This is a genomic window from Arenibacter algicola (genome assembly GCF_018860365.1).
GTDB lineage: Bacteria > Bacteroidota > Bacteroidia > Flavobacteriales > Flavobacteriaceae > Arenibacter > Arenibacter algicola_B.
In genome coordinates, this window is record NZ_JAHKPO010000024.1 from 374,351 (window position 1) to 388,102 (window position 13,752).

Consider the following 13,752-nt stretch of genomic DNA (forward strand, 5'->3'; position numbering starts at 1 on the left):
TTTTTTAAAACGTATAGCCCACACCCAAAATTAAATTAATTCCCGGTGCCACGATTCCGGAGGAATAGGAACGATACCTTTGATCCGTAATATTTTCCAAATTTGCAGTGAATTTAAAGGCGTTGGAGAATTGGTATTGTGATCTAAAATTTAAGGTATACCAAGATGGGGAGTAAGGATTGCCGTCCGCATCTACTGCATATATATAGTCCTTTGTTTTTTCGGACATAGACATATCCGAATAACTTATTTCCCCGTTAAAGTTGGCAAAGAGATCGGTTTTTAATTTTTGATTCTTCCAAACTATATGAAAATCGCCAAAAGTTGGGGCCACATGTCTTCCTGGGGTGTCGGTACCATCCTGCTCTTCCTCAATCCCCTCGGTAAGGGTAAGGTTGGCGTTCACAGATAGGCTTTCGGTCAGAAAGGCATCCAAACCAAATTCGAAACCGTAAACATAGGCCTTTGCCGCATTCTGTATTGCCTGGACATTATGTAATTCCCCGTTGTAAACTATTTCGCTGTTCCCATTAAATTGAAAGTCCCGTCGGACAAGGGCATCTACCAAATAAGTATAGAAGGAGGCTCCCTTTAACATCCATCTATCATTAAAATTTTTCTGGATCCCAACCTCCAAATTATAGGCATACTCCGGCTCCAAATCTGGATTGGGAACTACCACAGACCCAGGCTCTGAATCAAATATCTTACCTACATCATCTATATTCGGGGCCCTAAATCCGGTGGATCCATTAAAGGTAACCTGTAAATCCGCTTTTGGAAACCAACTAAATCCCAAGCTTCCGGTTAAGGCGCCAGTACTAAGATCGGCATCAATAAAGGGAAAAGAATAAAAAGTTTGGTCAAAAATTGCATCTATCCAAACATGGCTATATCTGAGCCCGGATAGAAATGTAAAGTTAGGCTTGGCCTTTAGCTCACCACTAATATAGCCGGCGAGTGTTTGCCAGGTAGAATTGTCCGGATACCTGGATGCACTAGGCGAGGTGGCCATAGTCTCTATATTAAACTCATTTCCTGTAGACCCTATTTTATTAAATATGTATTCCCCACCATAGTAAAGCCTAAGATTTCCAATACGCTTATTTTCAAAATCCACGTTCGCAGAAATAGCATCTACATTCTCCTTGGTCCTATACCTTATAGCATCCCCATAATTCCTGTCGTTCCTACTTTCCCCAAAATTTTGATAGGCAGTTGTTATTTTTAGTCCATCATAAAACTTTCCTTTGCCGTTTTTATAGAATTGCAGGTTTCCCATAAACCATTTCTGTGGACCGTAGAACCATTCCGCGGAACGTAGGCCAAGCCCGTCCTTGGACGGTCTAATAAGTCTATCATATCTGGAATAATCGGAAGTTTCGGAATAATATGCGCTTAGATTGATATTCCAATTGCTATTGGGCCTGAAGAGCACTTTTTGCATTATATTAATTTGATCATACCCTGAGGGCACCTGCTTTTTGGCGTTCTCATTTTCCCTAAGTTCATCCTGACCATTTTCGGTAACTACGTAATTGTTCCTCAAATAGGAAGAAGGTCCATGGGACCCCATTTTAAGATCTCCAAAGTTGTTATAGGTAAGGCTGCTCAAAAACGCCCATTCCCTTTTGCCCAAATTGAAATCCACATGAAAGGTATTTTCGTTATTGGCCGAAGAATACCTATAATTTGATTTCCCGGAGAACTGCAAACTATCGGTCTTTGAGAATTGGGGATTGTTGGTATAGAAATTCATGACCCCTCCAATAGCATCAGAACCATAAATTACAGATCCAGGACCAAAAATCACCTCGGTACTTTTAATGGTAAAGGGATCTATTGAAATCACATTTTGAATGTTGCCCCCCCTAAAAATGGCATTGTTCATACGAACACCGTCTACGGAAAGCAACAATCTATTGGTTGCAAAACCCCTTATCATTGGACTACCGCCCCCTAGCTGACTTTTCTGGACAAATACTTTTCCGCTATTCTGAAGGAGATCTGCCGAGGTTTGGGAGGCCGTAAATTCTATGGTTTTGGCATTCATCAGCGATATTTTCTGAGGAATGTCCTTTTTCTGCTGTTCCCATTTGGAGATAGACATCACCACCTCATCCAACTGCTCCGCAATCAATGTCATATAGAGCTTTTCCTTTTTAAGCACATGGGACTTGGTACTTCTATAGTTTTGGTAGCCTATATGCGTGAAGGTGATCCGTTCGCCCAGATCAAATTTGGAAAGGTCGCATTTGCCGTCAAAATCGGAAAGGGCCGTTCTGGATTTATCCCAATTATAAACAATCACATTGGGAATCGGCTGATGGTCTTCCTCGTCCAAAATAACAATTTCCTGCCCCAATGCACCATTAACTATTAGGAGGACAACTATGAAAACTATCTTTTGCATATCAGCTAAAAACTTCATTTAACACGGCCAATGATTTCGGTTTTCTAAATCCCTGCAAATGTAATTCAAAATAAAGGACAAGATTTTTCAAGAGCTCCTGACGGTTCTTTTTGTTTAGTTTAATACTATGTAGTGCATCAAAATTTATGCCCAAAAGCTCTTTAAAGTGTTTTAAATTCTCCCCTTCCAAGATTGGATTTAACGATGGCGATTTTATGAACTCCCCCTCCAACAGGTCAAAGCACAAATAATCCATATTATTGGTGTCCGGGTAAAAACCAAAATACTTGGTCAATGATAGCAAAAAATAGAGATGAAAATTAGCAAATTCATCATGGGCATCCAACCACTGCAGAGCCGCTTCAATAAAGTTGAACAGACTGTCATTGGCCTCTTCCTCGTGAATACTATTGTTTAACATTTCTGCCAAAAAAAATGCTAGGGCATTCTTGGCAATATCCGTGTGCAGCGACTGATAATGATAACTTACCTTGGCTTCGGTAATGCTTTCCAAGGTTCCCTTGTTCTTATGGGAGGCAATCAGATCCAATTGAAGCAAGGGTTGAAAGTATGCTGTTTTTAACTTCCCTTTTTTTGAAGCCAGAATCCCTCTCAACAGATAGGATTTTATTCCATCCGAAAGAGTAAATATCCTGACAATTAAACTGGTATCCCCATATTTAATAGACGTTAAAACAATTCCTTTGGTAGCAACCTGCATTACAAATATATCTGGGAGCAAAGATAACACAAAGAGACCCTTAAGGTCATGAAAACCTTAAGGGTCTTGAAAATTGCTCATAATTAAAATAGCTCGACTTAATATCGACTTATTAAAACTTATATCACTCCCTGCGCCAACATAGCGTCGGCAACTTTTACGAACCCGGCAATATTTGCTCCTTTTACGTAGTTACAATAGCCATCGTCGTCCTTTCCATATTCTATACAGGAATCATGAATATCCTTCATTATTTTTTGTAGACGTTCATCTACCTCTTCACGCGTCCAACTAATGCGCAATGAGTTCTGTGACATTTCCAAACCTGAGGTGGCCACCCCACCTGCATTGGACGCCTTTCCTGGGGCAAATAGTATTTTAGCTTCATGAAAGGCATGTATTGCTTCAGGGGTCGATGGCATATTCGCTCCTTCGGCCACACAGATACATCCATTTTTCAGCAAGGTCTCTGCATCCTTCCCGTCCAGCTCATTTTGGGTTGCACATGGCAAGGCTATTGCGCATGGCACCTCCCATGGTGTCTTTCCTTTATGGAATTCTGCGGATGTATACTTATTCAGATAATCGGATATTCTTCCGCGGTTTTTGTTTTTAATATCCATAACGAAGGCCAGTTTTTCCTCATCAATACCATCCTTGTCATAAATATAGCCGCCAGAATCTGAAAGGGTAACTACCTTGCCCCCTAATTGAATCACTTTTTCAGCAGCATATTGCGCTACGTTTCCAGATCCGGAGATTACCACGGTTTTACCCTTAACATCTTCCTTTTTGGATTGCAACATACTTTGGGCAAAATAAACGGTACCATACCCTGTAGCCTCAGGTCGAATTTTAGACCCGCCCCAAGAAAGACCCTTCCCGGTTAAAACCCCTGTAAACTCATTTCTGATCTTTTTATACATTCCGAACAGGAACCCAATTTCCCTTGCGCCGACACCTATATCACCTGCAGGCACGTCCGTATTGGGACCAATGTGCCTACAAAGCTCCGTCATAAACGCATGGCAAAAACGCATTACCTCATCGTCCGATTTTCCTTTTGGATCAAAATCCGATCCTCCTTTTCCTCCTCCCATAGGCAGGGTTGTAAGGCTATTTTTAAAAACCTGTTCAAAGGCCAGGAACTTTAGGACGCTTGCATTTACAGTAGGATGAAACCTAAGCCCGCCTTTATAAGGACCAATGGCAGAATTCATTTGGATCCTATAACCTCTATTTACATGTATTTCACCATCGTCATCCACCCAAGAAACCCTAAAGGAAATTAACCTTTCGGGCTCTACCATTCTTAATAATATATTCTTTCCATTGTAAATTTCATGATTACTAATGTAGGGAATAACGGTTTCGGCAACTTCTTGCACTGCTTGAATGAATTCCGGCTCATGGCTATTACGCCCTTTTACCTCATCCATAAAAGCATTTATCTTGTCTTCCATAAAATCTGATTTATTGCTAATTGTTGATAAATATTGAGTTTAAGGGCAAAATTATATTATTTCTATAATGTAAACCCTATTATTTTCAAAATTTGATAACATATTTATTCTATAGCTTGGCGTAAGTCCTCAATTAAATCTTCCTTATCCTCTATGCCCACACTTAGTCTAATCAAGGCATCTACAACACCACTTTTTTCCCTTTCCTCTTTCGGAATACTGGCATGGGTCATGCTGGCCGGATGCCCTGCCAAACTCTCCACCCCGCCCAAGGATTCTGCTAGGGTAAACAGCTGTAGTTTTTCAACGATTTTAATGGCATCTTGGTAATTGCCCCCTTTTGGAACAAAGGAAATCATTCCCCCAAAATCTTTCATTTGACTTTTTGCCACTTTATGATTGGGGTGATCCGGAAAACCTGGCCAAAATACTTTTTCAATTTTTGGATGATTTGCCAAATATTCCGCCACCGCTCTCCCATTTTCGCAGTGTCTTTGCATCCTTACGTGCAAGGTTTTTATTCCCCTAAGCACCAAAAAGCTATCCATTGGTCCGCACACCGCACCACTTGCATTTTGAATAAAATACAATTGGTCTGCCAGTTCCTTATCCTTGACCACCAATGCCCCCAGGACAACATCGCTATGTCCCCCAAGGTATTTCGTGGCGGAGTGCATTACAATGTCGGCCCCCAAATCCATAGGCAGCTGCAGATAAGGCGTCGCAAAAGTGTTGTCCACAGCAAGCAGGATCTTATGTTTTCTTGCCAATTGGGAAACCAACTTAATATCAATAATATTCATCATTGGATTGGTGGGGGTCTCCACCCAAATAAGCTTTATTTTTGCACTAATATGTTTTGCTATTTCTGCAGTATCCTGCATCTCAACAAAATGGAAAACGATACCGAACTTTTCAAAAATTTTCTTGAAAATCCGATAACTACCCCCATACAGGTCACTGGTGGAAATAACCTCATCCCCAGGACCCAATAATTTAATAACCGCATCAATGGCCGCCAATCCACTACCAAATGCCAAACCATAATTCCCATTCTCAATACTGGCCAAGGAATTCTCCAATGCTGTCCTAGTTGGGTTGGCACTTCTGGAATATTCATATCCCTTATGGCCGCCCGGAGTGCTTTGGGCGTATGTAGATGTCTGATAGATGGGGGGCATAACCGCACCATATGCCTCGTCGGGTGACTGTCCTCCATGAATTGTCCTGCTATTGAATTTTAATTGTTTTTTACCCATATCTAAATTTCTATACACAAATGTACCTTTATCTTTTTGGGAATACAATGATATTGTAGCTTTGCACCTATCTTAAGTAATTGCTTTTATGAAGATTAGATTCGCCTATTTTTTGATCGTTTTATTATTGTGGAATTGTGAAAAGGATGATCGGCTCACTTTTGAGCCCCTCAATTTTATAACAGAAGATTGTAACAATTGTCCAAAGGTAACCATCCACATCCCTAGAGCCCTGGACGACAAACCTATAAGCAACATCATAAACAATTCAGTGAAGGAAGAGGTGATATCCTTACTTATTTACGATGATGAAATAGAAGCTACCAACATAGAGGAAGCCATCCAATCCTTTAAGAACGGATATTTGGAATTAAAAAAAATGTATCCCGATGAGCCAGTTGGTTGGGAAGCCGATATTGAAGGCAAAGTAACCTATGAGGATAAAAATATACTGACCATTCAGGTCAATGCCTATTCCTTTACCGGTGGGGCACACGGTTTTTCCTCTACCCGATTTTTAAATTTTGATAAGGCAAAAGTGTTGGAAATGGAAACCATGGAATTATTTAAAGACCCATTGGAATTTCAAAGTTTTGCAGAAGGCAAATTTAGGGACCAAGAAAAAATTCCAGTAAACGGCTCAATTAATGCCACCGGTTTTATGTTTGAGGACGATAAATTTTACCTTCCGGAAAATATTGGGTTTACCCAAGAAGGCCTACAATTGTTCTACGAACAGTATGAAGTTGCCTCCTATGCGGACGGACCAATTATTTTAACCCTGAAATTCAAGGAATTAGAACCCTACTTAAAATTCAAGAAAGAATTATAAATGCTGCCCCTAGGATACAACTTTTAACAAGGATAAAATAGCTCCAAGATGAAGGCCTTCATGATAAACATTGAAAATAATGGCATCATCCACCGAGCTTAAAGTTACATTGGCGCTAGTAGTATATTCAGTATACTCTTTAAATAGTCCTTTCGCATAGTCCTCTTGCATCCATTCAAGAGTAGGCAATAATAAATCTGCCACTTGTTTAATCTCCTCTTCTGTAGCAGTACCATCAGGTATGGTTCCCTTTTTAAATTTTTCCACCAAGGCCTCACTCACCCTTATGGGTTGTCCGCTGAATTTGTACACCAGAAGTTGTTGGGTAACTACCACATGGGCAATATTCCACCAAATATTGTTGCGGAAGCCATGTGGAATCTGTAGAAGAATCTCCTTTGGAGTCTCGGTTAAAAATTTATAAAGTCTTTTTCTGTTTTGAAGCGTAACATCGAATGCATTTTCCAAAGTTGACATTTTTTTCGGTTATTATTTTTTTACAATTGCCGCTAAAAATAGTACAATTCAATGTAATTGGGTTTCTTTGCAAGGCGAAAATATATGGAGGAACAGATTTACAAAATGAAACCGACATGATTAAAATAATCTTTTCCTGGGTATTTAATAGTTATTTTGATCATAAGTGGTTTCATGTGACCTCTGAAAGCGATAATAAATATACATGAAAAAGATATTTCACTTGAGCACTTGTGATACCTGCCAAAGGATCTTAAAAGAGTTGGAACCACCCAAGGATTTTAAACTTCAGGATATTAAAACCGAGGCTATTACACCGGACCAACTGGAAGGTATGGCCAAATTGTCCGGGAGCTACGAGAGCTTGTTCAGCAAGCGGGCGCGACTCTATAAAGAGCGAAATCTGAAGGAACAAAAACTAACGGAAGCAGACTACAAGGACCTTATCCTTGAACACTATACCTTTTTAAAACGCCCGGTTATCATTATTGACAACGATATTTTTGTAGGAAATAGCAAGGCTGTTGTGGCAGCAGCCAAAGCAAAAATAAATTCGTGAGTAGACGAACCCTTGCTATCCTAGCTGCCTTGGGGGCAACAACCATATATGGCATAAACCACACCATTGCCAAGGGGGTGATGCCTACCTATGTTAAACCTTTTGGATTTATTTTCCTTAGGCTTTTAGGTGCAAGCCTATTATTCTGGGGCATTTCCTTTTTTGGTCCAAAAGAAAAACTGGAACGGAGGGACTGGGGAAGGTTATTGGTTTGCGCCTTCTTTGGAATGGGTATCAATATGCTTTCGTTCTTTAAGGGATTGGACCTTTCCACCCCAATCAACAGTGCAGTACTCATTACTGTTACCCCAATCCTTGTCGTAATATTATCTGCACTATTTATCAAGGAAAAAATTACCCTTCAGCGAGGGATTGGTGTTTTTATGGGCTTGATAGGAGCACTGGCATTAATTTTATTTGGTGCTGAAATTAGACAGGATGCCACCAACATACCATTGGGAAACCTGCTATTTATAGTAAATGCTACTTCATATGGGCTGTACCTTATATTAGTTAAAAAACTACTCGAAAAATACCACCCTTTCACCCTTATGAAATGGATGTTTGGAATTGGATTCATCATTACACTTCCCATAACATATTCAGAATTTACAGAGATACAATGGAGCCATCTTCCTGCAGAGGCCCTTGGAGCCATCGCTTTTGTAGTCATTGGAACTACCTTTTTGACCTATTTGTTCAATGTTTTTGCACTTACGCAACTCAAGGCCTCAACAGTAGGTGTTTTTATGTACCTGCAACCCTTGATAGGAATCATATTTGCCATTGTAGCCGGCAAGGACCATCTTACTTTGGTTAAGTTTTTGGCAATAGTCTTGGTATTGATCGGCGTGTATCTGGTAAGTAAAAAAGTTAGACCAGGTCCTTAGGACGCACCGAAAACTTACGGGTATCCTCTTTGGTAAGTACCTTAAATCCGTCTCCCTTGGGCACCTTGTTAAAAGCCTCCAGAAACTCCTTGCCCAAACCGGTCAAGGTTCTTGTTTTCAAATCTATCCATGCCCCCATAATCTGACAATGGGCAAAATTCTTTCCATTTCCATCGTAAAAATTATGATGAAATTCAAAGAACATTCCGTCCTCACTAAGTCCAACCAACTCCAAGGAAACCTTTACTGGCTTCCCTAAAAATGCTTCCTTAAAATAATAGACATGCTCATGGAACACCACGGGACCAATATTGTTCTGTGACATTGTCTTTTGGTTAAAGCCAATTTCCAGCAAAAAAGACATCCTTGTGTGGCTCATAAAATTTAAATAGGCGGAATTGGCCATATGGCGATTGGCATCTACATCGCTCCATCGTATTTCGAATTCTTTTAAATACATTCTTTTTATTTAGTACATTTGAATTATTATGCATGCATAATAATTCAAATGTACTATTTTTTATAAAAATTTAAATATTTTAGTCATTTACTTTTAGGTTATCCAAGTATATTCAATTCTTAAAAACCATAATCCAAATGAGCAAAAAAGCCGCTTTCATAAAAGAACTAGCACTACCCGTGGTGGCAGCACCCATGTTTCTTATATCTGGCCCACAATTGGTCATTGAATGCTGTAAAAATGGGATAGTGGGCACTTTTCCAGCACTCAATCAGCGTAGTACAGAGGGTTTTGAGGATTGGTTGGTAGAGATTAAAACCGAATTAAAGAAATATGAAGAGGAAACTGGAAAGAAAGCGGCCCCTTATGGCGTGAATCTAATTGTTCACCCTACCAATCCCAGATTGGAAGCCGATTTAAAAGTCTGTATAAAGCATAAAGTCCCTCTAATAATTACCTCTTTAGGTGCTGTAGCCCAGGTAGTCCACGCCATACATAGTTATGGTGGCCTGGTGTTTCATGATATCATTAAAAAAAGACATGCGGAAAAAGCCGCCGAAGCTGGGGTAGACGGCTTAATACTTGTTTCCGCTGGTGCGGGAGGCCACGCCGGCACCATAAACCCCATGTCCTTAGTGGCAGAAATAAAGAAATTCTACGACAAAACCATTTTACTCTCTGGCTGTATCAGTACAGGACAGGATATTGCCTCGGCCTTGCAAATGGGAGCAGATCTCGCCTATATGGGCACTAGATTTATAAACACTAAAGAAAGTAAAGCCTCGGAGGAATATCGACAAATGATTATCAAGGCCGGGGCCAGTGATGTGGTCTATACCGCCGCAATATCAGGCGTACACGCCAACTTTTTGGGAGCCAGCCTAAAGGCTGCCGGAATTACAGAGGAAGATTTAAAAAAAGACAGAAAGATAGATTTTGGGAAAGAGCTCAATACGGAAGCCAAAGCGTGGAAAACTATTTGGTCTGCCGGACAGGGAGTTACGACTATAGACAATGTAGAATCCGTATCAGAATTGGTGGCGAACCTAAAATCCGAATTTAAATCGGCTATTGAAGAGCAGATAAAGATTTTGGAAATTTATCCCAAATAGTTACTTTCATCCCACTTTGTATTTTTATGCCGTTTATTTTTATAGTAGGCAACAATTTTTTTCTATATCCAATCCTACTACCGCATTCCTATACAATAAATTAAAATACTTTTTGTACAAAAAACTTTACCCATTTAAACTTTTGCGGTAGTCAGAGTACATAAAATCGTACCACACTTACCTGTTATTTCCTACTCAAGTCCCATAAACACTATATGTTATACTCAAAAAACAAGGTTTTACACCCTCGCAAAATATTAAGTTAATTTATGTTAATAAATATTGATTCCATAATTAAATACCGTGTTAAATGGTCTTTTATAACTTTTAACACTAAATTTTTATAAAAATCCTATTACGTATAAAATATATTATTATATTCGTTAACGTTCACGTTAAAATTAACGTGTTATGTTTAATTAACTCATCAAACTTCAAATTATGAAAAAACAGATTAATGAAGCAATTCATTTACAGCAGGGTATTCCTGTTTGGAAGAAAATCTTTATTCAGATTTTCTTTTTGTCCTTACTCACAGCTTTCAGTCCAGCCCTGGCGTTGAACGGCCCCCCAACAGCAGTTCAACAGGAAGTTTCCGGTACGGTGACAGACGCGAATAACATGCCATTGCCTGGGGTTAGCGTAGTAGTTGTTGGCACCATTAAGGGGACCGTTACCGATTTTGATGGTAATTTTACCATTGCGGTTGAAAACGGCAAGATATTGGAATTCTCATATATTGGTATGAGCACCAAAAGAATGACCGTTTCCGGTGCCAGTATGAATGTAGTATTGGAAGAGGATTCCCAAGCCTTGGACGAGGTGATAATTACTGGTTATGGAACGCAAAAAAAAGGAGAAGTAACTGCAGCAATTTCTTCTGTTGATGCTAGCGCCATAGAAAGAATTGCAACTTCCAGCAGTATAGATGCCATTAAAGGACAGGTTGCAGGGGTAGACATCCAAGCCGATGGTGGACGACCAGGAGAAAACTCTACGGTTAGAATACGGGGAAGAAGATCTATTGGGGCTTCCAATGATCCGCTTTACGTTATAGATGGTATTCCTCAAATAAGTGGAAACGAATCCGTAGCAGATATCAACCCCCAGGATATTGAATCCATGCAAATATTAAAAGATGCCGCGGCAACTGCAATTTATGGATCACGAGGTGCCAACGGTGTAATCCTAATTTCTACTAAGCGTGGAAGGGTAGGAAAAACAAAGGTTACCTATAGCAGCCATATCGGTACTACCTCGGCCACAAGGTTGGTAGACATGATGAATGGCGAAGAATTTGCAGATTTGAAAAGAGAATCCAGAAGATCTTCCTGGAATGGAACCATTCCAGATGATACGGCTGTTTTCCTAGACCCTGTTGAACTTAAATCCATTGAAGAAGGTAGATCCACAGATTGGTTGGACCTAGTGTTGAACAATGGGTGGCAGACCAATCACCAATTAGGGGTGAGCGGTGGCTCTGAGAACACTACTTTTAATGCTTCTTTAGGCTATTTCAATGAGCAAGGTATCATTAGCAATATGGATTTTGAACGTCTTACAGGAAGAATAAATCTTGATCACCGCATAAATGATATTTTTAAAGTTGGGATCTCATTCTCCATTTCAAACTCCATCCAAAATTGGGGATCCTCGGCGACCATGGGAGAAGCCTTGGCCATTAATCCTTTGGGTATACCTTATGATGACGCTGGCAATCTTTTGTTCTTGCCAACCAATGACGGTATTAGGACCAATCCATTGAACGAACTGGTTGATGGAGCATATATTGATGAGCGTAAAACCACAAGGATATTCGCACCGGTATATCTAGATATCAACATCAGCCCAGAATTAAAATGGACCACTACTTTCGGTCCCGATATACGGTATAGAAGACGCGGTCAATTTAGGGGCAGTTTAACAAATGATAACCGCGGAGGCCCAGGAGATGCTTCAATTGAGCACAATGACAATTTTGGGTATACGCTGGAAAACTTATTAACTTTCAACAAATCTATTACGGATAGTCAAAACCTGAAAGTTACCTTATTACAGAGTATCCAAAAATCACGTCAAGAAAATAGCTATACAGCCGTAGCAAACATCCCCTATGAATCACAACAATTTTACAATATGGGGTCTGCATCGGTAAAAGGCGATATCACCTCGGGATTGGTGGAATGGACACTATCTTCCTTTATGGGTAGGGTTAATTATGATATAGATGGAAAATACCTCTTTCAAGGTTCGTTAAGGGCAGATGGTTCCTCAAGACTGGCTGAAGGCAACAAATGGAACTACTTTCCTGGATTTTCAGCAGGTTGGAGATTATCCCAAGAAGACTTTTTAAGTGATTCCAATACATTGTCGGATTTAAAGCTACGAGCTTCCTATGGGGAAGTGGGCAACACTTCTGTAGATCCTTATCAGACTGCAGGTAGACTTGAAGGTACTGCCTATGCTTATGGGGAAACTACAGCTCTTGGATTTGGGCTTAATGAAATTCCCAATTCCGATTTGGGATGGGAAGTCTCCAAAACCTTTAACGTGGGTGTCGATTATGGTTTCTTAAATGGCAGAATAAGCGGTGCATTGGATTGGTTCAGCACTAAAACCACCGATATTTTGTTAAATAGAAGTTTACCATATACCTCTGGATATGAAAGTATCTTGCAGAATATTGGTGCAACTGCATCCTCAGGTTTGGAATTCAATATAAATGCCGATATACTTACTAATCCTGAAGGCCTTAATTGGGACATAGGTTTCAACATTGCTGGCCTAAAAGAGGAAATTACCGAATTGGCCCTAAAAGATGAAAATGGCAATTCTATTGACGATGTTGGAAACCAGTGGTTTATTGGCTCTCCGATCAACGTATTCTATGATTATGAAAAAGTTGGAATTTACCAAACATCCGAAGAAGCGCTGGCCAATACGGCAGAAGGAAAGGTGCCTGGTGAAATTAAATTGGGAGATCAGGATGGTGACGGAATCATCACTCCTGACGACCGAGTAATTTTGGGATCTGATGTACCTGATTTTTATGGAGGTATTACCAACAATTTCTCCTACAAGGGATTGGATCTTAGCTTTTTCTTCTATTTTAGACAAGGGCAAATGATACGGTCCAGATTCCATGATAGCAATAACTCCCTATTTGGGCGCTATAACAATTTAGATGTAGACTATTGGACTATTGACAATCCTACCAATGCCAATCCTAGACCTAATGAAAATCAGGAAAGTCCTAGAAACGCATCTACTTTATCATATTTTGATGGTAGTTATATAAAACTGCGTAATGTTACCTTGGGCTATAATTTCCCAAAATCCATAACGGAAAAGCTAAAAATGTCCAACATAAGGCTGTATGTGGCAGGGCAGAACCTTTTTTCCATAACAGACTATGATACATTTGATCCCGAAACCTCTGAAACCGATCAGGAAGATGGAGGTCTATCGTCCAGTACCATCCCTAGTAACAAAATGTTTTCTCTAGGATTGAACGTAACTTTTTAAAGCCAAAAATCTTAAATAGATATATTATTAAATGTCTAAAC

The 13,752-nt window shown here is 39.9% G+C and carries 11 protein-coding genes; 5 read left to right on the forward strand and 6 right to left on the reverse strand.

Features of this window, described 5'->3' with window-relative positions; translation table 11 throughout:
- Positions 1–4: 4 nt before the first annotated feature.
- The 4 genes from KO529_RS20180 to KO529_RS20195 form a co-directional block, all read right to left on the reverse strand.
- Complete coding sequence (locus KO529_RS20180) at positions 5–2,413, reverse strand: TonB-dependent receptor plug domain-containing protein (RefSeq protein WP_215949651.1); 2,409 nt, start codon at positions 2,411–2,413, stop codon at positions 5–7.
- Position 2,414: 1 nt separating this feature from the next.
- Entirely contained in the window at positions 2,415–3,134 is a 720-nt protein-coding gene (recO, locus tag KO529_RS20185) for a DNA repair protein RecO (protein WP_215949652.1), read from the reverse strand.
- A gap of 119 nt (positions 3,135–3,253) precedes the next feature.
- A complete protein-coding gene (gene gdhA / locus KO529_RS20190; protein ID WP_215949653.1) occupies positions 3,254–4,597 on the reverse strand; it encodes an NADP-specific glutamate dehydrogenase in 1,344 nt (447 codons plus the stop codon).
- Between the two features lie 104 nt (positions 4,598–4,701).
- A complete protein-coding gene (locus KO529_RS20195; RefSeq protein ID WP_215949654.1) occupies positions 4,702–5,856 on the reverse strand; it encodes a cystathionine gamma-synthase in 1,155 nt (384 codons plus the stop codon).
- A gap of 88 nt (positions 5,857–5,944) precedes the next feature.
- Between KO529_RS20195 and KO529_RS20200 the strand changes: the two genes are divergently transcribed.
- Entirely contained in the window at positions 5,945–6,688 is a 744-nt protein-coding gene (locus KO529_RS20200) for a DUF3298 and DUF4163 domain-containing protein (protein ID WP_215949655.1), read from the forward strand.
- 9 nt (positions 6,689–6,697) lie between these two features.
- On the opposite strand, the gene KO529_RS20205 is transcribed toward KO529_RS20200, so the two are convergent.
- The gene (locus KO529_RS20205; RefSeq protein ID WP_247095081.1) at positions 6,698–7,165 is read right to left on the reverse strand and encodes a DinB family protein; all 468 of its coding nucleotides are present in this window, start codon (positions 7,163–7,165) and stop codon (positions 6,698–6,700) included.
- Between the two features lie 205 nt (positions 7,166–7,370).
- Between KO529_RS20205 and KO529_RS20210 the strand changes: the two genes are divergently transcribed.
- Positions 7,371–7,724, forward strand: a complete 354-nt coding sequence (locus KO529_RS20210) for an arsenate reductase family protein (protein WP_215949656.1) — start codon at positions 7,371–7,373, stop codon at positions 7,722–7,724.
- Positions 7,721–8,614: a DMT family transporter gene (locus KO529_RS20215; protein ID WP_215949657.1), complete on the forward strand. Its 894-nt coding sequence runs from the start codon at positions 7,721–7,723 to the stop codon at positions 8,612–8,614. Before KO529_RS20210 ends, KO529_RS20215 begins: the two co-directional genes overlap by 4 nt.
- On the opposite strand, the gene KO529_RS20220 is transcribed toward KO529_RS20215, so the two are convergent.
- A complete protein-coding gene (locus tag KO529_RS20220; protein ID WP_215949658.1) occupies positions 8,598–9,074 on the reverse strand; it encodes an acyl-CoA thioesterase in 477 nt (158 codons plus the stop codon). The genes KO529_RS20215 and KO529_RS20220 overlap by 17 nt on opposite strands.
- Positions 9,075–9,211: 137 nt before the next feature.
- Between KO529_RS20220 and KO529_RS20225 the strand changes: the two genes are divergently transcribed.
- Both KO529_RS20225 and KO529_RS20230 read left to right on the forward strand, forming a co-directional pair.
- Positions 9,212–10,186, forward strand: coding sequence for an NAD(P)H-dependent flavin oxidoreductase (locus KO529_RS20225; protein ID WP_215949659.1), 975 nt, complete (start codon positions 9,212–9,214; stop codon positions 10,184–10,186).
- A gap of 441 nt (positions 10,187–10,627) precedes the next feature.
- Positions 10,628–13,711, forward strand: a complete 3,084-nt coding sequence (locus tag KO529_RS20230) for a SusC/RagA family TonB-linked outer membrane protein (RefSeq protein ID WP_215949660.1) — start codon at positions 10,628–10,630, stop codon at positions 13,709–13,711.
- The last annotated feature ends 41 nt before the right edge of the window (positions 13,712–13,752 follow it).

Excerpts from the sequence above, each read along its gene's own strand:
- KO529_RS20180 (WP_215949651.1), bottom strand. The coding sequence starts at position 2,413 with ATGCAAAAGATAGTTTTCATAGTTGTCCTCCTAATAGTTAATGGTGCA.
- recO (WP_215949652.1), bottom strand. The coding sequence starts at position 3,134 with ATGCAGGTTGCTACCAAAGGAATTGTTTTAACGTCTATTAAATATGGG.
- KO529_RS20230 (WP_215949660.1), top strand. The coding sequence starts at position 10,628 with ATGAAAAAACAGATTAATGAAGCAATTCATTTACAGCAGGGTATTCCT.
- KO529_RS20210 (WP_215949656.1), top strand. The coding sequence starts at position 7,371 with ATGAAAAAGATATTTCACTTGAGCACTTGTGATACCTGCCAAAGGATC.
- gdhA (WP_215949653.1), bottom strand. The coding sequence starts at position 4,597 with ATGGAAGACAAGATAAATGCTTTTATGGATGAGGTAAAAGGGCGTAAT.
- KO529_RS20205 (WP_247095081.1), bottom strand. The coding sequence starts at position 7,165 with ATGTCAACTTTGGAAAATGCATTCGATGTTACGCTTCAAAACAGAAAA.
- KO529_RS20200 (WP_215949655.1), top strand. The coding sequence starts at position 5,945 with ATGAAGATTAGATTCGCCTATTTTTTGATCGTTTTATTATTGTGGAAT.
- KO529_RS20195 (WP_215949654.1), bottom strand. The coding sequence starts at position 5,856 with ATGGGTAAAAAACAATTAAAATTCAATAGCAGGACAATTCATGGAGGA.
- KO529_RS20220 (WP_215949658.1), bottom strand. The coding sequence starts at position 9,074 with ATGTATTTAAAAGAATTCGAAATACGATGGAGCGATGTAGATGCCAAT.
- KO529_RS20225 (WP_215949659.1), top strand. The coding sequence starts at position 9,212 with ATGAGCAAAAAAGCCGCTTTCATAAAAGAACTAGCACTACCCGTGGTG.